We start from the raw sequence: 22,470 nt of genomic DNA, 5'->3' as shown, positions 1-22,470 counted from the left end.
TGCAGTAAGTTCGGCACGGAGTATGCAAACTGCCTCTCCACAATCGTTCTGCATCTGCTCCAACTCTTCTTTTTTCCGCTTCCAATGAAACGCCCCGTACTGCTCGCGCTGGCCGCCACGCTCCTCTCCTTTTCGGCCGCGCAGGCCCAGACTAAGGTAAAAACTAAAACCAAGGCTGCCGATGGCACTGAGGTTAAAACCAAGTCGGATGTGGAGCCGGTCACGCTTTCTGGCCCCATCAAGCGGGTGGAAACGCTGTCGGGCATTGATGTATTTCCGGCGTCCAGCGGCCAGAGCATCATGCTCAGCTTCACGCAGCAGTTCACCAAGCCCGGCACGCTGGTGATGACCAACTACAAAAAGCAGCCCGTATACACCATGGCGCTGGACCCGCAGAACAACACCGGCGAGCCGGTAGACCTAGGCCGCATTCCGGCCGGCACCTACCTCATCGAGGCCAAAACCGGCAACTACGTGTACTGGAAGAGTGTCCGCATCAAGTATCCGTCGGCGCCGGTATCCAAGAAGCGCCGCTAGCAAGCGCTGTCATTCCGATGCAGGAGGAATCTAGGTCAGCTCCGTCTCAACGACGTTAACTCAGATTCCTCCTACGTCGGAATGACAAGTGTTTTGCACCTCTTTTCTGGCTCCGGAGTCGTTGTGGCTTCGGAGCCTTTTGGTATCCCGCCGGCCGTCGGCGGGGGTTCCGTCGTACCTTTGCTGCCCTATGAAAACCTCTGTTCGTTTCCTGCGCCTGGCGCCGCTGCTGCTGGCTGTGCTGCTGCTGGCCGCGTTTGCTGCGCCCAAGCTCAAAAAAACAGCCATCACCAAAAGTCTCACGGTGGGCGTGCCCGAGGGCTTCCAGGCGCTGCCCGACGATGGCATTGCCGCGAAATATCCGTCGCCGCGCAAGCCGCTGGCGGTGTTTAGCAATAATAGCGGCCGCGTCGATTTCAGCGTGGCCCAGAAGCCGAGCACCTTCACCAGCCGCGACTACGCGCTGCTGCTCAAGATCTACAAGGCCAGCATCCAGAACATGTACTCCAAGGTGGAATTCCTGTCCGAGGATATTCGCACCATCAACAAGCGCGACTTCGTGGCTTTGGAGTTCGTCTCAACGGTGGCCGACACCCGCCGCACCAGCAACCTGGCCCCTATCCGGCGCTACCAGATGGTGCAGTACACCATCACTGGCGACCAGCTAACGGTGTTCACCTTCGTGGCCCCTGCCGACGAGCAGCCCCAGTGGCAGCCCACTGCCCGCGCCGTGATGAACAGCATTGTGATGAAGTAACTACGTGTCATTGCGAGCGGAGCGAAGCAATCCTTCCTCTCGTGGCAGACACTTCCCTTAGAGACAAGCCCTCCAGCAGTAGGTTAGTAACCTAACGCCGGAGGGATTGTCGCTTAATTGACGCTCACAACTTTTAAAGGAAGGATTGCTTCGTCGTGCCTCCTCGCAATGACAGTAAATTACCGAATGCCCCTTTCCATCTATTCCGACGACCACTACATGCGTGAGGCGCTCAAGCAGGCGCGCTATGCGTTTGCGGAAGAGGAAATTCCGATTGGGGCGGTGGTAGTGCTGGACGGGCAGATTATTGCGCGGGCCTACAACCAGACCGAGAAGCTGCGCGACGTAACGGCCCACGCCGAAATGCTGGCCCTGACGGCCGCCGCCAACCACCTCGGCAACAAGTACCTCACCGACTGCACCCTCTACGTGACCGTGGAGCCCTGCGTGATGTGCGCCGGCGCCACGGCCTGGGCCCAGCTGCGGCGTGTGGTATACGGCGCCGACGAGCCCAAATTTGGGTACCGCCGCCACGGCCAGCTGCTGCATCCCAAGGCCGAGGTAGTATCTGGCGTGCTGGCCAACGAGTGCGGTAACGTCATGCGCGAGTTTTTCGCCCGAAAGCGGAAATAGGCTACTTTTGGCTGCCGCCGTAACCCTACGCGGGCTGCGGCGGTTTTAGTGTCGTACGCGTACCAAAGAACGTCATGCTGAACGAAGGCGGAGCCGTAGTCGAAGCATCTCTACCTCTGACTAATTGATGCTAGTGCAACAAAGCGGTAGAGATGCTTCGACTACGGCTCCGCCTTCGTTCAGCATGACGTTCTTTTCCACAAAGCGCTTTTTCCTCTCCTTTTCACCCCAAAACCCTAGCATTATGGCTTTCGAACTGCCCAAACTGCCCTACGACTACGCCGCCCTGGAGCCGCACATTGATGCGCAGACCATGGAAATCCACCATAGCAAGCACCATCAGGCTTATGTTACCAACCTAAACAACGCGGTAGCGGGCACGGAGCTGGAAGGCAAGAGCCTCGAAGATTTGATGCAGAACATTGCCTCGGCGCCAGCTGCGGTGCGCAACAACGGCGGTGGCCACTGGAACCACTCCTTTTTCTGGCAGATCCTCGGCCCGAACGCGGGTGGTGAGCCAACCGGCGCCGTAGGCGAAGCCATCAACAAGGCCTTCGGCAGCTACGAGAAGTTCAAGGAAGAATTCACGAAGGCCGCCACCACGCGCTTCGGTTCGGGCTGGGCCTGGCTGTGCAAGCAGTCCGACGGCTCCGTGAAAATCTGCTCGACGCCCAACCAGGACAACCCGCTGATGCCCGACGCCGGCTGCCAGGGCACGCCCATCCTGGGCCTCGACGTGTGGGAGCACGCCTATTACCTGAAGTACCAAAACCGCCGCCCCGACTACGTGGCCGCTTTCTACAACGCCATCAACTGGGACGAAGTAAATAAGCGCTTCGCTGAGGCAGCTTAGTTTATCTCCGGCTTTTACAGTCATTGAAAAAGCCTCTACCCGCCTGGGTGGGGGCTTTTTTACGTAAAAACTGGCCGGAGCCTATACTTCTTTTGCTTCAAGCAAAACCTTTTAGGCAGCATTACGCTTTAGGAGCAGTTCATGTACCTACATTGATTTTTCGCCTTATGGCTTCCAAACTTCTTTCGTCTGCCCAGCTGGGCCCGATTACGCTCCAGAACCACCTCGCCATGGCGCCCATGACGCGCGCCCGCTCGCTGGGCAACGTGCCCGGCCCGCTAGTGGCCGAGTACTACGCCCAGCGTGCCACCGTCGGCCTCATCATCACCGAAGGCACCTCACCCTCGGCCAACGGCCTGGGCTATGCCCGTATTCCCGGCCTGTTCAACCAAGAGCAGGTAGCCGGCTGGAAGCTGACCACCGATGCCGTACACGCGAAAGGCGGCAAGATTTTCGTGCAGTTCATGCACACCGGCCGGGTATCGCACCCCCTGAACATGCCCGAAGGCACCGAAATGGTAGCCCCTTCGGCCATTGCCGCTGCCGGCGACATGTGGACCGACCAGCAGCAGATGCAGCCCCAGCCTACGCCCCGCGCCCTCACGACCGAGGAAGTAAAAGGACTGGTGCAGGATTTCGCGCAGGCGGCCAAGCTGGCTATTGAGGCCGGTTTTGATGGCGTGGAGCTGCACGCTGCCAACGGCTACCTGCTCGAGCAGTTCCTTAACCCCCACAGCAACCAGCGCACCGATGAGTACGGTGGCAGCCTGGAAAACCGGGCCCGCTTCGTGCTGGAAGTAGTTGACGCCACGGTTGCCGCCATCGGGGCCGAGCGTACCGGCATCCGCCTCTCGCCCTGGAGCACGTTCAACGACATGGCCCTCGCCGACGACATCGACGCACTGTATGAGTACTTGGCCACCGAGCTGCAGCAGCGCAACCTGGTGTACCTGCACCTGATCAACCAGGAAAACTCGAAGGTGGCCGCCTCGTGCGCCGCGACCATCGACCGCCTCCGAGCCAAGTTCACCAACACCCTGATTCTGTGCGGCGGCTATGATGCCGAGCGTGCCGAAGCCGAACTGCAAAGCGGCCGCGCCGACCTCGTAGCCTTCGGCCGCGACTACATCAGCAACCCCGACCTGGCCGAGCGTTTCGAGCAGCAGGCTTCCCTCGCTAAAGGTGACCAAAGCACCTTCTACGCCCCTGGCCCCGAGGGCTTCCACCAAGGCTACACCGACTATCCGGCCCTGGCCGAAGCCCCGGCACAAGCCTAGTTCGCCACCGCCCTTGTGTATTTTTTAAAGCCCTCCGGTCAGTTTGGCCGGAGGGCTTTTTGCTGCCATGGTAGGCACCGCAAGCCGCTGTAGCTGGTAGAACTGCGGCATAACCCGGTGCTGACGCCCTATTTCCCCGGATAGATTTTTCTATCTTTAGGTTCAAAATTGTGTTCCCCCCACTTTTCCCCATCCTATTGGCATGAGTACCAAGTTGCGGCTCATTATTCTGAGCTTTCTACAATTCTTTATCTGGGGTTCGTGGCTGATAACCATCGGGGCGTACTGGTTTCAAACCAAGCAGTGGTCGGGGGCGCAATTCGGGGCCATCTTCTCCACGATGGGCATTGCCTCCATCTTCATGCCCTCCATCATGGGCATCATTGCCGATAAGTATGTAAATGCCGAAAAACTCTACGGCATCCTGCATATTCTGGGTGGGGCGGTGCTGTGCACGGTGCCCCTGGTAGCAGATCCGGGCACCTTCTTCTGGGTGATTCTGCTGAACATGATTTTCTACATGCCCACGCTGGCCCTCAGCATTGCAGTATCGTACTCGGTGCTGAAGCGGCAGGGCCTGGATGTGGTGAAAGACTACCCGCCCATCCGGGTGTGGGGCACCATCGGCTTCATTGTGGCCATGTGGACGGTGAGTCTGCTGGGCTTCGAGAAATCGGCCAACCAGTTTTACGTGGCGGCCGCCGCCGCGTTTGCGCTGGGTATCTACTCGTTCACGCTGCCGGCCTGCCCGCCCACAGCCAAAGACACTCCCAGCCGCTCCTTGGTGGATGTGCTGGGCCTGAAGTCGTTTGCCTTGCTGCGCGACACCAAGATGCTCACCTTCTTCCTGTTCGCGCTGCTGCTGGGTGCCGCGCTGCAGCTCACCAACGCCTACGGCGACACCTTTCTGCACGATTTCGATAAGGTGCCGGCCTATCAGGACACGTTTGCCGTGAAGTATCCGGCCATTATTATGTCCATCTCGCAGGTATCTGAAACGCTGTTTATTCTGGCTATTCCGTTCTTTTTGCGGCGCTTTGGCATCAAGCAGGTGATGCTATTCAGCATGATTGCGTGGGTGCTGCGCTTCGGCCTGCTGGCCTACGGCACGCCCAGCCAGCCCGGCATCTGGCTGATTGTGCTGTCCTGCATTGTGTACGGCATGGCTTTCGACTTCTTCAACATCTCCGGCTCCCTGTTCGTGGAAACCCAGACGGCTTCCAGCATCCGGGCCAGTGCCCAGGGCTTGTTCATGATGATGACCAACGGCTTCGGCGCAGTGCTGGGTAGCTCTGTCAGCGGTATCGTCATCGAGAAGTACTTCACCAACCCCGTCGACCAGACCAAGGACTGGCACGGCATATGGCTGGCCTTTGCCGCCTACGCTCTCGTTATTGCCGTGCTGTTCGTGGTGCTGTTCAAGCATAAGCATACGCCCCAGGAAGCCTCTGCTGACGCTGAGCACGTAGAGCCGCTGCTGAGCGTGGAACAAGCGTAGGCCTACCGCTGTCGTCTGCAACAACACTTTCCTGCGTCGTTCGCACCGCCATTCGAGCGGAACGGGCGGCGCAGTTCTTTTCTTATTTTTAGTTCTCTATGACTTCCGAAGTACCCGTTGCTCAGGCCCCGGCACCTAGCTATGCCAACGTATTTGATAATGAAAACTACTTTTTGCCCTTAGCCTGGTTTCACCAGACGTTCGGGGTGTTGCCGCGCAAGCTTATCTTCCAACTCGCCAGCGCCGATACCCGCGCCGCAGCGCTGCAAGCCTTGGCTACCCGCTACGATCTGGACCAAGCGACTGTCGCCCACTCCGTATACATCGAGAAACCAGGCCAGGAACCCGAGCTAAACGTGTGGGCGCTACATCTGGCCCCACACCTGCTTTTATTGGTCGGCGACCGGGAGTCTTACAGCGAGCGAGGCGTTCAGGTATTCTACTCCCCCGCTACCGATGCCACTGAGCTAGCCACCCTACGTGCGCTGCTAACGGCCTACGTTGAAACCGGGCAGCAAGAGCGGCAGCGAATCCATGCCCTGCGCCTGGCCTACAACGACTTGGAGTTTACTCCGCTCGACATAAAAATTCCGGCGCTGGACCTAAGCACTCATTACAACGACGACTTACTGCCTGCTCACAACACTATTGTGCGGCGGCTGCAGCAGCCCCAAGATAAAGGCATTGTTATTTTGCACGGGCCACCTGGCACCGGCAAAACCAGCTACATCCGTCACCTCTGCGGCCTCACCGACAAGCCCAAACTGTTCATACCACCCAATCTGGCGGCCCGCATTGCCGACCCGGAATTCATCAATCTGCTTCACGACAACACCAACTCTATTCTCATCATCGAAGACGCGGAGGCGCTGCTGGTTAAGCGCGACGCCGCTGGTGGTGGCCCTAGCGCCGTCAGCAACCTGCTCAACCTCTCCGACGGGCTGTTAGCCGACTGCTTTCATATCCAGATTGTGTGTACTTTCAACACTGACCTCTCCCGGATTGATAGCGCGCTCCTGCGCAAGGGCCGGCTAATTGCCGCCTACCACTTTCAACCCTTGAGCGAGGCGAAGTCTGAAGCGTTAGCCAGCAGCCTTGGGCACAGTATGCCATTGGGTGCCCCTACTGCTCTGGCTGATATATATAACCGGGAGGAGCCAGAATTTGGAGTAGGCAGAACAGCTAATCCCATCGGCTTTGGCAGCCGTCAGTAAACCATAGAGTATAAAAAAGGCACAAGTACAGTAAAAAAACAGCACAAGCAAAAAAGCCGTTCTGCAGCAAGCAGAACGGCTTTTTTGGAATAAGGGAAGCTGTTACGGTTAGAACTGCTCGTCGGCAGTGAAGTAGAAGTCACCTTCGATTTTAGCGTTTTCGTCGGAATCAGAGCCGTGTACGGCATTGGCTTCAATGCTCTTGGCATACTTCTTCCGGATAGTGCCTTCCGCAGCCTGCGCGGGGTTGGTAGCGCCAATCAGCGTGCGGAAATCAGCTACAGCGTTGTCTTTCTCCAGAATGGCAGCCACAATAGGGCCCGAAGACATGTATTTCACCAAGTCGCCGTAGAAAGGACGCTCTTTGTGCACTTCATAGAACTGGCCAGCACGCTCGGGTGTCAGCTGCACTTTTTTCAGTGCTACAATACGGAAGCCACCTTCCTCAATCATGCTCAGGATGCCACCGATGTGGTTTTCCTGGGTGGCGTCGGGCTTAATCATGGTGAACGTGCGGTTCGTAGCCATTGGGTTTTACTCGTTAGGGATGAAGAAATTTAGCGCGCAGCAAACCAGTGAAGTATTTGCGGCCACAAAAGTAGCGGGATTTGCCCGCAATAGTGCAGCCGCGCTGGAAATGTGCGGTAGCGGGAAAATAATTTAACAACGGCGCTTCGCTGTTTCCAGCTGCGGTAGACGGAGTAAAAGGGGCTGTGCCGAACGCCGCCGCCTTATTCCACCAACTCCGGCCCGGCGCATAGCTTACTAATTCCTGTATTTGCCCTTATTTCCGCTGTGCTTTGGCGCACTAAACCCAGGGGCGTGTTGTTGGAACCCGGATTATTTCCGACTTTTGCCGCCTTTGTACGCGGCTTAAAACACCGAAATTCAGTCACCTACCCCGTAGGCAATGTCCACAATATCTGAGTTAAAGGAGTTGCTGTCGCAGCCCCGGCAGGTTTTCATCACCACCCACCACAAGCCCGACGCTGATGCCTTGGGCTCGTCGCTGGGACTGGCGGGCTACCTGCGCAAGAAAGGTCATTCCGTGACGGTTGTGACGCCTTCCGACTACCCCAACTTCCTGGCCTGGATGCCCGGCAACGAGGAGGTAGTAGTGTATGAGCGCCGCGAAAACGATGCCCAGGTGCGCGACATCATCAACGCCGCCGAAGTGCTGTTCTGTCTGGATTTTTCCTGCCTGGGCCGCATCAACGAGATGGGCGAGTACATTCGGCACGCTCCGGGCACCAAGGTGCTCATCGACCACCACCAGGAGCCGGAGGCTTTTGCCGACCTCGACTACTCCAACTCCAAGGCGGCCGCCACGGCCGAGCTGGTGTTTGAGGTGATCCGCGACCTGGGCGACCAGGCGTTGATCGACAAAGGCATCGGTGAGTGCCTGTACGCGGGCATCATGACCGATACGGGCTCGTTCCGGCACCCCAGCACCTCGCGCAACGTGCACCTGATTATTGCCGAGCTGCTCAACGCCGGCATCAACCTCAGTGACGTGCACCGCCGCATCTACGACTCGCACTCCGAGCAGCGGCTGCGCTTCCTGGGCTTCGTGCTGAAAGATAAACTGACCGTGCTGCGCGAATACAACACGGCCTATATTGCCATTACGCAGGCCGAGCTCAAGGAATACGACTCGAAAACCGGCGACACGGAAGGCCTCGTCAACTTTGCGCTCAGCATCGAGGGCATCGTGTTTGCGGCCGTGCTCATTGACCGTGGGCAGGCCATCAAGATTTCCTTCCGCTCCGTCGGCGACTTCTCGGTGAGCAGCTTCTCGCGCGACCATTTCCAGGGTGGCGGCCACCACAACGCCGCCGGCGGCATCAGCTACGAGCGGCTGGAGCCTACCGTGCAACGTTTCCTCGACTTATTGCCTCACTACCAAAACCGACTGGTGACGGCCCCGCTGGCAGTTGCGCCGCCTTCCGCGTAACTTGCCTGAAATTTCCTTTTCACCCCTTCTCTGCTTCATGCACTTGCATCGCAACATTCTGAGCCTGGCCCTGGCGGCCGGCATCCTGGGCCTGGCTTCCTGCAACAAAGGCGGCGGCGATTTTGCCAAAACCAAAACGGGCATCGAGTACAAGCTCTTCAAAAACGACGGCGGCACGAAATACTCAGCCCGCGAAATCGGCCCCGATGGCGACGCTACCTACAAGGACCGCCTCGGCAAAATCCTGGCTCTGGACGTGGAATATCGTTCGTACAAAGACTCGGTTTTGTTCAACTCGCGCAAGCAGCAGGGCATTCCGATGCGCATTGAGCTGCAGGAGCTGAAAGTGAAAGGCGGCCTGGAAGAGGCGCTGTCGTTGCTGCAGCCCGGCGACTCGGGTGTATTCCGCTTCAATGTGGATACCATCTTCGCTAAGAGCTTCCGCCAGCCGGTTCCGGCATTCATGAAGCCAGTTGCCGGCAAGGATGCCAAGCCAAGCACCGAGCCCGTGTACATGACGATGTTTGTGAAGGCGCAGAAGCTGCAAAGCAAAGAGGAAGCCCAGGCTGACCAGCAGAAGATGATGATGGAGCAGCAGCAGAAAATGGCTGCACATGCCGAAGAGCAGCTAAAGAAAGACGACGTGATTCTGCAGGAATACGTGAAGAAAAACAACCTCACCATGCAGAAAGACGCTTCGGGCGTGTATTACATGGTGACCAAGCCCGGCACCGGCGCCAAGCCCAAGGCGGGCCAGACGGTTTCGGTGCTCTACAAAGGCTCGCTGCTCGACGGCAAAGTATTCGACTCGTCGGAGAAAATGGGCAACAAGCCTATCGACTTCCCAATTGGTGTGGGCCAGGTGATTCCGGGCTGGGACAAAGCCATTCCGCTGCTGGCTAAAGGCAGCAAGGCTACGCTGCTGATTCCGTCGTCGTTGGCGTACGGCCAGCGCGGCGCCGGTGCCGACATTCCTGCCGACGCGCCTCTGCGCTTCGACGTGGAGCTGGTGGACGTGAAGTAAAGTTTCCGGCCGCGGCCTCTTTCGGCCGCGGCTTTTTACCCCTTTTTAGTTGCGTACGCATATGAAACTCGGATTCAAAAACTCGGTGCTGGTGCGCATGGCCGCCCTGTTGCTGGCCGTAGCCGCTCCCGCCTTGTCGGGCTGCGACAATACGGATTTTGCCCAGCAGCAGCAGGACCGCCAGAACGAGTACAAGGTGAAAGATGACGCCTTGATTCAGGCGTACCTGACCCGCAAGGGCATCACGGCCGGCGACGGTGTGAACCAGTACGTTCGCCTCAATGACGCCGAGAATGATGGCTTGTACCTGGTGAAGCTGAGCGACGGCCCAGCCACCAATCCTCTTATCACCAACGGCAAGCAGGCGGATATCAAATACATCGGCCGTTTCCTGCGCGAAACCAACGAGACGACCGTATTCGACAACTCCACCGACCAGCGTGTACCCTGCGGCTGCTTCAGCGTAACGGTAGGTGCCGGCCAGGTAATCAAAGGTTGGGACCAAGGTTTGCTGAAGATGCGTAAGGGCGACCGGAAACTGCTTTTGATACCATCTTACCTAGGCTACGGCCAGGCCGGCCGTGGCACCATACCTGGCGATGAGCCTTTGCTCTTCGATATGGAAGTGCTGGACGTACGGTAGTTTTCCCTTTGACATGCGCCCAATTCGAAGCATTCTGCTGCTGAGTTGCTGGCTGATTTCGGCGGTAGCGTGGGCCCAAACCGGCCCGGCTACCGCCGATTCGCTTTCCAGCCTCGCCATTCCGCCAGCCAGCAGCCTTACTACCACCGGTGGCGTGCGCTACGTGGTGTTGCATCCCGGCAGTGGCGTGCCCTCCACGCGCGTAGCCGTGTACTACCGCGGCTTTCTGCCCGATGGCCGGGTTTTCGACAGTACGCTGGTGCCGGCCAAACCGCTACGCCTGCGCGTAGGCCGCGGCGAGGTTATACGGGGCTGGGACGAGCTGCTGGGCTTGCTACCCCCCGGCAGCCGCGTGCGAGCCTGGACTCCGGCCCGCCTCGCCTACGGTGCCCAAGGTGTGCGCCACCCCGACGACGATACGCAGTACCTGATTCCGCCCAATACTGATTTGCGGTTTGATATTGAACTGCTGCCAGCTAAGTAGCCGTGGCCCGGACTTCAGCCCGTAGCCCAGCGCTGCAGTACCGCCGGGCTACGGACTAAAATCCGGGCCATACTCCTTACCTTCCTCCTCGTTCTTATGTCTCATTTGATTTATTGCTTGCTACTGCTGTTGCCGGGTCTGGCCGCTGCCGCCCCTCAGCAGGGCACGCCGGCGCCGTTTGGCCGCACGGCTTCGGGCATCGAGTACCGCATCTACCGCCAGCAAAATGGCCGCTACACGCTCCGCACCGACGTAGTAGCCGCCGGCGACACCGCCTACGCGCGCCGCATCGGCAAGGTGCTGTCGGCGCACATTCAGTACCGTACCGGCAAGGATTCGGTGCTGTTCAGCTCACGCAAGCAGCTCCGCACGGCCATTCTGCTCCCGCTGCCCGAAGTGAAAACCAAGGGCGGCATGGAAGAAGCCATGGCGCTGCTGCAGCCCGGCGACTCGGCCACGTTCCGGTTCCAGGCCGATTCGGTGTTTCGCAAGTCGTTCCGGCAGCCGGTTCCGCCGCCCGTGCGGGCCGGGGGCAACGTGCTGGTAATGCTGGTGAAAGCCAACAAGATTCTGACGGCCGAAGGCGCCCGCGCCGAGCAGATTCGGATGGCCGAGGAAGCCAAGAAGAAAGAAGCGGCCGAAGCCGGCCAGCGCCTCACCAAGGACATTGCTACCATCCAGGCCTATGCCACGCGCAACAAGCTGGTGCTGCTGAAAACGCCCGCCGGCACGCACTACGTCATCACGAAGCGCGGCACCGGCGCCAAGCCCCTGAAAGGCCAGACGGTTTCGGTGCTCTACAAAGGCGCGCTGCTGAGCGGCAAAGTATTCGACTCGTCGGAAAAGAATGGTGGCCAGCCGATTGAGTTTCCGATTGGTACCGGCCAAGTGATTCCGGGCTGGGACCAGGCCATTCCGCTGCTGCCCAAAGGCAGCAAAGCCATCCTGCTTATTCCGTCGAGCCAGGCCTACGGCTCCCGCGGCGCCGGCCCCGACATTCCGGCCCACGCCATCCTGCGCTTCGACGTGGAGCTGGTGGATGTGAAGTAGTATACGGTGTCATTGCGAGTAAAGCGAAGCACCCGCAGGACAGCGCAGCTAATCCTTCCTCTCGTGGCAGATAATTTCCTAACAGAGAAGCCCTCCGGCAGCAGGTTATGAACCTAGGTCCGGAGGGCTTTCTTCTCAATTCAGGCTCGGCTCAGCGAGAGGAAGGATTAGCTGCGCTGTCCTACGGGTGCTTCGTCGTGCCTCCTCGCAATGACAACCGTTTATTCCGCCAGCACTTCTGACAGGATAGCCAGGGACCGGACTTCGCCCAAGTGCTCGACGTGCAGCTGGTAGTAGCGGATGAGCACAGCCAGCAGCTCGCGCCGAATGCGGCCATTAGGAATAGCGGCCTGTGCCGGGTCGCGCAGCAGCTCGTCAAAGTAATGGTCGAACTCCTGCAGGCGCAGTACGGCCGGGCCACTGCTCTGGCTGGTGGGTACGGTGGCCGCAAAAGCCACCTGCGTGGTAATTTCCTCACCCCGCTCGGCCCCAAACCCCAGGTAGCGCGCCAGATCGAGCAGGAAGGTGAGCGTGAAGTTTTCAGTGCCGCTTTCCTGCTGATCAAACGCTAGCAGACTGTCGTGCAGAAATTGGAACAGCGGCTCGTTTTCCTCTTCTTCCTGCACCGTGTGGCTCAAAATCTCGGACAGCACCAGCCCCACACTGCTTTTCTGCACATCATACGGAATGCTACGGTAAGGCTCGGCGCAGCGGAACTCGGAGAGGCGCGTGAGGCCGCCGGTGCGCGAGGTGTAGGCCACCAGCTCCAGCTGCGTGAGCGGCTGAAACAACGCAATCCGGCCGGGCGGCTTGGCTTTGCGCACCCCGTTCACCACGTAGCTCTGCACGCCCAGCCGCTCGGTGTACACCCGCGCAATGATGCTGGTTTCGCGGTATTTGATGTAGCTCAGAACGATGCCGCGGGTTTTGATGAGCATAGGTAGTTCGTCTATTAGAACGTCGTGCTGAGCGAAGGCGCAGCCGCAGTCGAAGCATCTCTACCGCTTCGCTGAGAATGTAATTTGGTTGGTACTACGAGATAGATGCTTCGACTGCGGCTGCGCCTTCGCTCAGCATGACGGCCTTTCCGCAGCTCTGTCCTTTCGTTTCTATTGCTCCACTACGGCAATCTTACTGACGCAGCCGTTCTTACCGTCGGCATCCGACGAAAGCACCAGATACACACCCGACTGCACCTTACGGCCGTTGTAATCGGCCAGATTCCAGATGACAGTGCCGCCGGTGGCCGTGGTCTGGTAAACCAGTTTGCCCGTTACATCCGTGATTTTGACGATGCCGTTGTTGGCCAGCCCCGACACACCTACTTGCCCCGTGAAGTTGGTGCGTACCGGATTTGGCGACACCTTGGCGCAGTCCTTGGGCGCACCTTCCGTGATGGTGGCCGAGCCGCGGTACGATACCACGCCGCCCGGCGTCGCCACGAACACCTCGCCGGTTTTGTCGTTCACGGCCACGTCTGTAATCTGGTTGCTGGGCAGCGGGCTGTTGTCGGTGGTGAAGTGCAGCAGCATTTTAGTGGCATTTTCATCGAACAGCCACAGGCCCCGGTCGGTGCCAAACCACTTGCGGTTGGCGCCGTCGATGGCTATGGCACGCACCACCTCCTCGTTCAGGGTAGGAAAGCCATTCAGAAACGGTGTGGCAAAAACCGGGTTGGGAGTGGAAAATGCTGCACTAGGATCATCAATGAAGGCCACGCCTTTGTCGGTGGTAACCCAGATGGCCCCGCGCCGGTCTTTGGCCAGCGCAAATACCGTGTTGGAAGGCAGCCCATTGCCCTGCGAGAAATATACGGGCACGCCCTTGTTCACATCGTCGTAGGCCATCAGGCCGGTGCCACTTTTGCGGGCCTGCGCCACCCACACCCCGCCAAAGTCGTCGAGCGCCAGCCGGTCGAGGTTGTCGAAGCCGGGATAGAACGGGATGGTGCGCCAGGTGTCGGTAGTGGGGTTGAGCACGTGCAGGCCCGAGCGGCCCGGCTGCTCGGGGTGGCGCGAAGCTACCCACACATTGCCTTCCGCCGACACTGCCACGTCGGTGACGCGGGTGTAGGGTGCACCAGGAATGGCGCTTACCAGCGGACTGTTGCCGGGCGTGTATTGCTTGAAGTCACCGGGGCCTTTCCAGCGCAGCAGCCCGTCGCCATAACTCCCGATATAGAGCGTGCCGTCGGAAGTGCGGGCGCCGCGGGTCAGGTCTTTAAGATTAGGATAGTCAGCGCGGTTGGGGTAGTTTTCCTTGGTGATATTGGTCCAGCGGCCATCCCTGAACTCGTAGAAGCCCTGGAATAGCTCACTCTGCACGTAGGAAGATGTATTGAAGCCTCCCGTAAATACGTCCACGGTACCGGAACGAGCATCAGCCAGCAGCCCGAAGGCCTCCTTGCTTTGCGGGGAGTTCGGCATGAACTGCTCGAACGTAGTGCGGTCGGTGGTGCGGAGCAGGCCGCGTTGCTCATCGGCCACGTAGAGGGCGCCGTCGCGGCTGCGCAGGGCATTAATGGGTATTGGCACGGCCGCGTTGCGCAGCACCGTCAGCGCGTTGGTAGTGGTGTTCAGCAAGGATACCTGGCGGCCGTCGGTGATGAGCAGGCCGGCCCGGGTGGAAGTGAGGCTGCGGTATTGGTCGGCGTACACGGAAAACACCGGCTCCCAGGTGGTACCGGAACGGTAGCGCAGCAGGTTGCCGAAGTTGCGGCCGGCCAGCACCTGCCCGTTGTGCGTGACAAGCGTGCGGAACGTGCCATCCGGCGCCGGCACATCGAGGTTCCAGGAGCGGTAATCGGCGAGGTTGGCGCTGAGGCTGGCCCGCAGCAGGCCCTTGTCGGTGGCGGCAAATACGAAGCCGCCCACGGTGGTGCTGGCGTACACCTTCACCACCACGCCCAGCGGCCCGATGTTGGCGTAGGTGTCGCGCACCTCTAGGCGGTTCATGTCGAGCACCAGCAGCCCAAAGTCGCAGGCCAAGTAGCCGCGGCCACCGTTAAAATGGATGTGGTTGATGTTTTTGGCGCCGGCCAGCTGCTTGCGCTGAATGTCACTGACGTTGCGCACCCGGCTGCCATCGGGGCTGAGCAGGTCGAGGTTGGCGTCGCGGTACGCCACCAGCAGCTGCTGGCTCACCGAGTCGTAGGCTATGTTCTGCACGCCCACACCATTGAGCTCGTCGCGGCGCGAAAGCAGCGTGGTGGTGCTGGTTTCCTTATCGAAGTAGTAAAAGGCATTTTCGGCGGCTACATAGATGCGCGGCCCGGTGTCGGCCAGTACCCGCGAGCTGCTGGTGGGCAGGTGCAGCTGCCAGTCGCCGTAGCCTACGCCCTGCGCCCGGGTAGCGGCCGGAGCGGCCAGCAAAAGCCCGGTCAGGAATAAGGCGCCGGAACCTAACGTGCGTAGCAAACGAATCATGGGCTCAAGGATAGCAGAGTAAGAAAACGACCGGCTGCATAACGCCTGCCGCCCGCAATTAGTGCTTGTGCGCGGTTGAGGTTTCGTGCAGGGCTTTGTCCTGCATTCCCTCCAGAAAACAGGGCCGGCAGCGGGCTTCATACACGTCGGTTTCACCGAGCAGAATCTTGTCTTCGGAAGCGGCCATGCGGAACGAGTACGAGGCAATTTCGCCGCAGCACACACACACGGCGTGCACTTTGGTCACGTATTCGGCCACGGCCATCAGGGCGGGCATAGGGCCGAAGGGCTTGCCCAGAAAGTCCATGTCGAGGCCGGCCACGATAACGCGGGAGCCGCGGTTGGCCAGCTGCACGCACACGTCCACGAGGCTGTCGTCGAAGAACTGCGCTTCGTCGATGCCCACCACGTCGCAGCCGCTGGCCAGCAGCAGAATTTCCTGGGCCACAGGCACCGGCGTAGAGCGGATGCTATTGGCATTATGCGACACCACATCCTCCTGGTGGTAGCGGGTATCGAGGGCCGGCTTGAAGATTTCCACCTGCTGGCGGGCAATTTTGGCCCGGTTCAGCCGCCGGATCAGCTCCTCGGTTTTGCCCGAAAACATCGAGCCGCACACCACTTCAATCCAGCCGCGGCGGGCGGCGTCGCGGCCATTGCCGACACGGGGTTCAATAAACACAGAGTTGTTGGTTGCAGGTTGCCAATTGCCAGAGGTCCGGCAGGTATCGTAACATCTAAAGTACGGGTTTCGCTGGGTAGGCTCAAACCGGAAATACCATATTTCACATCTACCATCACATAATCAATCGGTTGGCGAAGGCTGACTTATTTTGCGGACACTGATAAAGTCCTTCGAAGCCGAATAGGTTACCTCCACCACATCACCATTTTCTATTGCATCATACAACTCATTGGTCACCCCAACTCTATGGGTTTCATCAGGGGCAAGTTCCAGCCATGTAAAGCCCAATACCTTCATTTTGATCCGCACCTGAAACTGACCGACCAATCGATAGCCCATGCGCTGGTTGTAGCGCGGCTTCACCAACCATTCGGACACGCCAAAGCAGAAGACAACTATCCCTAAAAATATGCTAACCGGCAGCTTCTGCCCATACTCCTCAACTGTAGACGGCAGATGATCAGCCGGCCGACGGGAAGGCAGAAAAGGTACAAGCAGCACAATGGCAAGCGTTATTAGGCCAATGCCTAACAGCCGTTTCATGCCTTGTACCACACTTATGGCCGGCTCCATAAAAGCCACTTGGCTATAGAGTGCCCAGTGCTCAGGCTTGGGTTTAAACTCGGGCTTACTGACCATCTTCCACGTACTGCACGTGCGGCAGCTGCAATTCTTCGGGCACCCGGCCCGTTATATGCCCTTCCGGCAACCGGGCCTGGCAGGTGAGACGCTCGGTTTCGAGCAGACGGCCAGCAGCCCGGTAGCGCAACTCAGCGGCAGTAGGTGGCGTTAGGGCCTCGAGGCCGCTGGTGACGAGGAGCCGGCAGGTAGTGCAGCGGCCTTTGGCGCCGCAGGCATGCATCCAGTCGTGGCCGGCGGCTTGCAGGGCCGCGAGCAGCGTGGCGCCGGCTGGCACGGGTACGGCCGAAGCCGCAGGTAGGTTTTGCACGGTGAGCGTAGGCATTTTCCTTAACTTTCTGGCCTGAATCAGGTGTTTTCGATGAACGACAAAGATAGCGCGACCTTCCGCGAACAATACGGCCGCCGTTTGGCCGCCCAGCTCTGCGACCAGCACTTCGGCGCCCGCCCCACGGCCACCCTCGACGGGCCCGCGGTGCTGCGCTTCACGCCCATCCGGCAGGTGAACCTGTTTGTGGTGCAGCAGCTACTGGCGCAATGGACCCAGGAAATGGCGCGCCTGCGCAGCCCCTACTTCGATTTCGAGGCCGACGATGTGCGCCAGGCTCTCACGCAGTTTATGAACACGCTATCCAGGCGCATCAAGCTGGCCCGGCCCGTTTTCGAGCCGCTGCTGGCCCGCGCCATTACCGATACGCTGGCCATACTGCTGGACCCGGCCGGCACGTTCGAGGACAAGCTACTGGGAGCCCAGCCAGCCGCTACAGCCGCGCAGCTCAAGGAGCCGCTGCGCTACCTCGACCTGGACAAGGTTTTCTACCAGGACTTTCTGGACTCGTTGCCGGCTGACACTTCGCAGGACCGGGCCGCGCTGCTCACACGGTTTGCGCTCTATCAGGAAGCCAACTACAAGCATCATCAGCCGCTGGAAAAGCTGGTGGCGGAATTCAACGAGCTGCTGCCGCTGACCGAAGACGAGCTGCGCGGGGTAGCTGCCAGCACTCCCCCGCCAGTTCCGGAAGCAGTGCCAGTAGCGGCCGCAGCGCCGGTGGTGCCTGCTCCGGCTGCCCCCACCATGGCGGTAGCGGCTGCCGCGCCGGTAGCAACTCCAGAACCGGCGGTTGCCCGCATTGTGGCGCCTGTAGAGGCTGCTCAGGCGTTTATCAATGCAGCTCCGGCCAGTGCCGAGCCGACTGCGGTACCGCTCTACGAGAAGCTGAAAGCCGGCCAGCCGGCCGCTACTTCGCTCAGCGAGACGCTACGCCCCGAGCGGCCCGCTTCCACCCTCGCCGACCAGGCTCCCAAGGTGGAAACGTTGCGCGAGGCCATATCCATCAATCAGCGGTTCAGCTTCATCAATGAGCTGTTTAGCGGCGAAAACATGGAATATCACGCCGCCATTCAGCACCTCGATACGCTGCCCGATGCCGACAGCGCCAAGCGCTATGTAACTCAGGACCTGGCCAACACCCACGACTGGACCCGCAAAGACGAGCACGTCAGCAAGCTGCTCAAGCTGATTGACCGGAAGTTTGCCTGAGTTAGAACGGCTTACAGAGCATCCGACCATCATTCCCAAGAAGAACGTCATTCCGAGCGGAGCGAGGAATCTTGCTAGTGTAGTAACCATACCACGCTGGCAAGATTCCTCGCTCCGCTCGGAATGACGTTCTTTTTATCCTGCTAACCACTCTCAACCTTATGCCCAACTTCTCCCCGCTTCTTTCGCGCTGGCGACGAATGACCCTGGTGTATCTGCTGGCGCTGGGGGTGCTGGCCGGGCCGGCATACACGATGTACGTGCACTATGATTTTTCGCACTCTCTGGACACGCGCAGCTACCTGAGCATGGCACGCGGGCAGTTTGAGGGCGTAAGCGTAACGCGGCGCTACCGGGTGCTGGTGCCGGCCGTGGCCGCCGCAGTGGCGTGGCCGCTGCAGCAGGTGTATGCCCGCGTGTGGCCCCAGCGCGCCACCTCCGACTGGCCGCTGCAGCTGGCGTTTTACGTGGTGAATATGGCCTTGCTAGCCGCAACAGGACTGGTGATTTTCGAAACCTGCCGGCTCTACGGAGCCACGCCAGCCGCCGCCGCGCTGGCCGTGGTGGCGGTGCTGTGCAGCCGCTGGGCCGTGTATATAGCCGGCCTACCGCTCGTGGATAGCCTGTACATGCTGGTAGTTGCGCTGGCATTTTATGCGCCCCGGGCGAAGTCGGCGGGGGCACTGGCGGCGGTGCTGCTGCTGGGGCCGCTGGCCAAGGAGTCGTTTGTGTTTCTGGTGCCGTGGCTGCTGGTGTTCGGGCGTCCGGCGCTCAGCTGGCCGAAACAGTTGGGCGCATTGGCTGTGGGCGGGGCCGTGGCCTTCGGGGTCCGGCTCTGGATTGACGCGCAGATTGGGGCGCCGCCCGCGGAGAGCGTGGGCAATGCCCTAGACCACGTGCACAACCTGGTATACTCGCTGAAACGGCTGCTGTCGGTGAAAGGCATCGGGGAGCTGTTCAGCATCTTCGGTTTCTTCTGGCTGGTGCTAGTAGGCGGCTGGCGCGGCGCCGTGCGGAGGCAGTGGCTGCAGCCGCTGGGCTGGCCGGCCGCCGGGCTGGTAGCTGTAGTGCTAGTGCACATGTTCCTGTCCGGCGACCTGGGCCGAATGGGCTACCTGAGCGCACCGGTATTTGCGGTAGCCTTTGCGTTGATAATCACCCAGAAGCCGTGGCTGCAAAGCCCGCCGGAGACACCCGCTACTGCACCCGCGTCAGATAGACCCACCCAAACGAAGTAGTTATCGAATCGACGCGTACGAGCTGAAAGCCCCGTAGCAGCTGGCGCTGGGTGGCATCGTCGCCCTGGGTGAGGCGGGCGCGGTCGAGCAGGCGCGGGCCATCCAGCGCATCGGTGTAGACGGGCTGGCCGGCGGCCTGGCGCTGCCGCAGCCATGCCCGCAGCTTGGCCGCCGACTGCCCGGGCTGCTGCAACAGCAGAGTTGGAGCCGGCAGGATATTGAGCGGCCCTACCGGCCGGCCGGTGCGGTAGTGCAATTGGTTTAGCACTAGGTTTGGGTCGGATAGCAGCCAGAAGGCAGTAGGCTCCTGCTGGATTCGGGTTAGCAGCGGGGCTGTGTTGGTGAAGCGCAGCAGATGTGCCGGCAGCAAACCAAATGTCAGGTTCCAGATCAAAAGCGCTGCTCCTGCCAGCACCAGCGCCCGGCCGGGCCACACCTGCCGCACCAGCAGCAGCGCCACCAGAGCCGGCAGCATCACCAGAAACTCGGCGTTGCCGGCTGCCCACAGCGCACAGGCCAGATGCAGCAGCAAAATCAGCAGGTGCGTACGGTGGAACGTGCGAAATGGCCCGGTTGGCAGCATAGCGCCGGTGCCGTCTGGCATTGGTAACTCAGGTTCCGCAACAGCGTGCTGCAAGCGGCGGGCAGTTGACCGGGGCCGATAACTACGCCAGATTTGCCAGCCTGCCCTTAGCATCAGCCCAATGCACAGCAGCACCATACTCACTAACAGCGGCCAGCGCTGCAGCAGCGCCAGCGTGCTGCCATGCAGCTGCCCGAACGTGCGCACTACGCTCACGCCCATCAGCAGCAGTGTCCGGCCCGAGGGCACGGCGCCAGCATGGCCGTGGTAAAGCTCATAAAACACAAATTGCCAGAAAGCCGACAGTGTAAACGGCAGCTGCCACGACGGCAGCGCCGCCGCATAGGCCACCGGCACCAGCAACGCCGGCAGACAGTACAACGCGGCCATAACCCAGCGCCTAGCAGGATGCGCCCACAGCACCCCCATCAGCAGCCCCAGCCACCAGAACGCATGAATCTGGTGCAGCAGTGCCGCCCCGGCGGCCCACGCACCTGCCGCCAGCCAGCCCCGGCGGCCGGTTTCGCCAGTGGCGGCGTACCACCAGCTGCGGCTGGCCAGCAGCGAGAGCAGCAGTGGCAGGATGTATGTTTCGTTTTCGGTGGCGAAGCGCAGCATCCCAAACGAGCTACCCACCAGCAGCAGCCAACCAGCCACCGGCGCCATAACGCCTCCGATACGCCGCAGCAGACTCCGCAACACCAGCAGGCAGCCTCCAAAAGCCAGCGTGTTCAGAACTTTAAGGGCCGCCAGCGTATCCAGCGAAGCTGGTAGCAGCTGCCACCAAAGCCAGCCCACCACGTTGTAGAGCAGATGGTGCGGCAGCAGCAGCTCGTGGCCGTGGCGCACGCAGGCAGCGTAGTACCAGGCGTCGGGCGTGGAGTTGCGGGTGGGCAGCAGCAAGGCTAGCAGCGTGAGCAGCAGCACCACGCCCAACTCGGAGTGGGCTGCTGGTGAGTTGCTGAGAACTGGTTGGCGGTGCCGCATGTGCTTGGTTTAGAAACGAAAGTAGCGCGCAGCGGCTGCTTCGCGCTACTGCTTATTGCTACTATCAGCTAACCACCAACCAGAAAAAGCCACAGGCAGCGCTAGTACCGCTCCAGATCCTGCTTGCGGTAAGCATCAATACCAAGCAGGATAAACAGCAACGTGGTGAACGACCACAACGACGAGCCGCCGTAGCTGAACAACGGCAGCGGAATGCCTACGACCGGCGCCAGCCCGATGGTCATGCCGATGTTGATGGCGAAGTGGAAGAACAGAATACTGGCCACGCAGTAGCCGTAGGTACGCCCAAACACCGATTTCTGGCGCTCCGCCACGTAGACCACCCGGCCCAGCAGCGCCATAAACAAGATAATGACCACCGTGGTACCTAGCCAGCCCCATTCTTCGCCAATGGTGCAGAAAATGAAGTCAGTGCTTTGAGCCGGCACAAAGTCGAACTTGGTTTGGGTGCCCTGCAGAAAGCCCTTGCCAGTAAAGCCACCCGAGCCAATGGCAATCTTGCTTTGCGTCACGTTCCAACCCACGCCCAGCGGGTCGGCCGAGGGATTGATGAGCACCTCGATACGCTTGCGCTGGTGTGGCTGCAGCACATTATTGAAGAAGAAATCTACCCCAAACACCATTCCAACCACGACACCCCACACCGCCACCGACACCGGTAAATGGTGGCGCAGCACCTTGGGGTTCAGGGCTAGCACTGCCCCCAGAATAGCGGTGAAGGCCACTACCAGCCACAGCTTGGGCACCAGCAGCGCCAGAATCAGAATGACGGCAGCAGCGGCCAGAATCACCAGAATCAGCGGCGACATGCCCTCACGGAAGTACGCCAGCAGGAAGGCGGCAAACACCAGCGCCTGCCCGGTTTCGTTGGCAGCCAGAATAAGCACCGGGGGCAGCAGCGTAAGGCCAGCCAGCACGGCCTGGTCGCGGAAGTTTTGCTGGCGCAGGTTGATGCTGGCCATGTAGCGCGACACGGCCAGGGCCGTCACAAACTTGGCAAACTCGGCCGGTTGCAGCCGCATCGGCCCCAGCTCCAGCCAGGAGCGCGACCCGCCGATGGGCCGGGCAATAAATGGCGTGACAATCAGCAGCAGAATCATGCCGCCGTAGAGCACGAAGGCAAACGTGTCGTAGGCTTTATAGTCGATGACGACCAGCACCACAATGAGCACTACGGCGGTACCAATCCACAGAATCTGCTTAAACCAATCGAAAGCCATAAGCTGCTGAAAGCTTAGGTTACCAAATAGGCTGCCATTGGTGGGCGCGTCGGGCGAGTAGCTGGCCGCGTACACGCTCACCCAGCCCAGCAGCACCATCAGGGAATAAATCCCCACGGTAACCCAATCAATGCTGCGCGAATATCTGGCGGGTGAGGCGGACATGGGAGAGGACTAAAAGAATGTCATGCTGAGCTTGCCGAAGCAT

General features: G+C 60.0%; 22 protein-coding genes. 14 read left to right on the top strand and 8 right to left on the bottom strand.

The features are described 5' to 3' along the window. The first annotated feature begins 84 nt into the window (after positions 1-84). The 7 genes from H8B14_RS05280 to H8B14_RS05250 all read left to right on the top strand — a co-directional run bounded on the left by H8B14_RS05280 (position 85) and on the right by H8B14_RS05250 (position 6,769). Complete coding sequence (locus H8B14_RS05280) at positions 85-537, top strand: hypothetical protein (RefSeq protein WP_187314591.1); 453 nt, start codon at positions 85-87, stop codon at positions 535-537. Positions 538-727: 190 nt separating this feature from the next. Next, positions 728-1,294 (top strand): hypothetical protein, encoded by a 567-nt coding sequence (locus H8B14_RS05275; protein WP_187314590.1) that lies wholly within the window; start codon positions 728-730, stop codon positions 1,292-1,294. Between the two features lie 186 nt (positions 1,295-1,480). Further along, on the top strand, positions 1,481-1,927 hold the full coding sequence (locus H8B14_RS05270) for a nucleoside deaminase (protein ID WP_187314589.1): 447 nt from the start codon (positions 1,481-1,483) through the stop codon (positions 1,925-1,927). A 244-nt stretch (positions 1,928-2,171) separates the two neighbouring features. Beyond that, a complete protein-coding gene (locus tag H8B14_RS05265; RefSeq protein WP_187314588.1) occupies positions 2,172-2,780 on the top strand; it encodes a superoxide dismutase in 609 nt (202 codons plus the stop codon). Positions 2,781-2,947: 167 nt separating this feature from the next. After that, positions 2,948-4,057 (top strand): alkene reductase, encoded by a 1,110-nt coding sequence (locus tag H8B14_RS05260; protein ID WP_187314587.1) that lies wholly within the window; start codon positions 2,948-2,950, stop codon positions 4,055-4,057. Between the two features lie 202 nt (positions 4,058-4,259). Further along, on the top strand, positions 4,260-5,555 hold the full coding sequence (locus H8B14_RS05255) for a nucleoside permease (RefSeq protein ID WP_187314586.1): 1,296 nt from the start codon (positions 4,260-4,262) through the stop codon (positions 5,553-5,555). Between the two features lie 98 nt (positions 5,556-5,653). Continuing rightward, positions 5,654-6,769 carry an AAA family ATPase gene (locus H8B14_RS05250; RefSeq protein WP_187314585.1) on the top strand — a complete coding sequence of 372 codons (1,116 nt, stop codon included), beginning with the start codon at positions 5,654-5,656 and terminating at the stop codon, positions 6,767-6,769. Between the two features lie 108 nt (positions 6,770-6,877). Here the strand turns inward: H8B14_RS05250 and H8B14_RS05245 are convergent, their stop codons facing one another. After that, entirely contained in the window at positions 6,878-7,297 is a 420-nt protein-coding gene (locus H8B14_RS05245; RefSeq protein WP_187314584.1) for a nucleoside-diphosphate kinase, read from the bottom strand. Between the two features lie 382 nt (positions 7,298-7,679). On the opposite strand from H8B14_RS05245, the gene H8B14_RS05240 reads away from it, so the two are divergent. The 5 genes from H8B14_RS05240 (at position 7,680) to H8B14_RS05220 (ending at position 11,924) form a co-directional block, all read left to right on the top strand. After that, a complete protein-coding gene (locus H8B14_RS05240) occupies positions 7,680-8,723 on the top strand; it encodes a DHH family phosphoesterase (RefSeq protein WP_187314583.1) in 1,044 nt (347 codons plus the stop codon). Positions 8,724-8,760: 37 nt separating this feature from the next. Further along, positions 8,761-9,747: an FKBP-type peptidyl-prolyl cis-trans isomerase gene (locus H8B14_RS05235; RefSeq protein WP_187314582.1), complete on the top strand. Its 987-nt coding sequence runs from the start codon at positions 8,761-8,763 to the stop codon at positions 9,745-9,747. Positions 9,748-9,808: 61 nt separating this feature from the next. Further along, a complete protein-coding gene (locus H8B14_RS05230) occupies positions 9,809-10,390 on the top strand; it encodes an FKBP-type peptidyl-prolyl cis-trans isomerase (protein WP_187314581.1) in 582 nt (193 codons plus the stop codon). A gap of 13 nt (positions 10,391-10,403) precedes the next feature. After that, the gene (locus tag H8B14_RS05225; RefSeq protein ID WP_187314580.1) at positions 10,404-10,874 is read left to right on the top strand and encodes an FKBP-type peptidyl-prolyl cis-trans isomerase; all 471 of its coding nucleotides are present in this window, start codon (positions 10,404-10,406) and stop codon (positions 10,872-10,874) included. A gap of 96 nt (positions 10,875-10,970) precedes the next feature. Continuing rightward, positions 10,971-11,924: an FKBP-type peptidyl-prolyl cis-trans isomerase gene (locus tag H8B14_RS05220; protein WP_187314579.1), complete on the top strand. Its 954-nt coding sequence runs from the start codon at positions 10,971-10,973 to the stop codon at positions 11,922-11,924. Positions 11,925-12,145: 221 nt separating this feature from the next. Here the strand turns inward: H8B14_RS05220 and recO are convergent, their stop codons facing one another. From recO to H8B14_RS05195, 5 genes are all read right to left on the bottom strand, one after another. Further along, positions 12,146-12,862, bottom strand: coding sequence for a DNA repair protein RecO (recO, locus tag H8B14_RS05215; protein ID WP_187314578.1), 717 nt, complete (start codon positions 12,860-12,862; stop codon positions 12,146-12,148). Between the two features lie 171 nt (positions 12,863-13,033). Continuing rightward, positions 13,034-15,349, bottom strand: coding sequence for a type IX secretion system anionic LPS delivery protein PorZ (gene porZ, locus H8B14_RS05210; protein WP_187314577.1), 2,316 nt, complete (start codon positions 15,347-15,349; stop codon positions 13,034-13,036). A 58-nt stretch (positions 15,350-15,407) separates the two neighbouring features. After that, on the bottom strand, positions 15,408-16,031 hold the full coding sequence (locus H8B14_RS05205; protein ID WP_187314576.1) for a thymidine kinase: 624 nt from the start codon (positions 16,029-16,031) through the stop codon (positions 15,408-15,410). 123 nt (positions 16,032-16,154) lie between these two features. Then, on the bottom strand, positions 16,155-16,673 hold the full coding sequence (locus tag H8B14_RS05200) for a hypothetical protein (RefSeq protein WP_187314575.1): 519 nt from the start codon (positions 16,671-16,673) through the stop codon (positions 16,155-16,157). Further along, entirely contained in the window at positions 16,663-16,998 is a 336-nt protein-coding gene (locus tag H8B14_RS05195) for a 2Fe-2S iron-sulfur cluster-binding protein (RefSeq protein WP_187314574.1), read from the bottom strand. The genes H8B14_RS05200 and H8B14_RS05195 overlap by 11 nt, the downstream gene beginning before the upstream one ends. A gap of 36 nt (positions 16,999-17,034) precedes the next feature. Between H8B14_RS05195 and H8B14_RS05190 the strand changes: the two genes are divergently transcribed. Beyond that, positions 17,035-18,213: a hypothetical protein gene (locus H8B14_RS05190; RefSeq protein WP_187314573.1), complete on the top strand. Its 1,179-nt coding sequence runs from the start codon at positions 17,035-17,037 to the stop codon at positions 18,211-18,213. 161 nt (positions 18,214-18,374) lie between these two features. Next, on the top strand, positions 18,375-19,451 hold the full coding sequence (locus tag H8B14_RS05185; RefSeq protein ID WP_187314572.1) for a hypothetical protein: 1,077 nt from the start codon (positions 18,375-18,377) through the stop codon (positions 19,449-19,451). Here the strand turns inward: H8B14_RS05185 and H8B14_RS05180 are convergent. Both H8B14_RS05180 and rodA read right to left on the bottom strand, forming a co-directional pair. Continuing rightward, positions 19,411-21,021, bottom strand: a complete 1,611-nt coding sequence (locus H8B14_RS05180; protein WP_187314571.1) for a hypothetical protein — start codon at positions 21,019-21,021, stop codon at positions 19,411-19,413. The two genes, H8B14_RS05185 and H8B14_RS05180, sit on opposite strands and share 41 nt — an antisense overlap. 101 nt (positions 21,022-21,122) lie before the next feature. Continuing rightward, positions 21,123-22,427 carry a rod shape-determining protein RodA gene (rodA, locus tag H8B14_RS05175; RefSeq protein WP_187314570.1) on the bottom strand — a complete coding sequence of 435 codons (1,305 nt, stop codon included), beginning with the start codon at positions 22,425-22,427 and terminating at the stop codon, positions 21,123-21,125. Positions 22,428-22,470 lie beyond the last annotated feature (43 nt).

Source organism: Hymenobacter puniceus (assembly GCF_014333525.1).
Classification (GTDB): domain Bacteria; phylum Bacteroidota; class Bacteroidia; order Cytophagales; family Hymenobacteraceae; genus Hymenobacter.
This window is presented reverse-complemented; position numbering and strand designations above follow the sequence as displayed.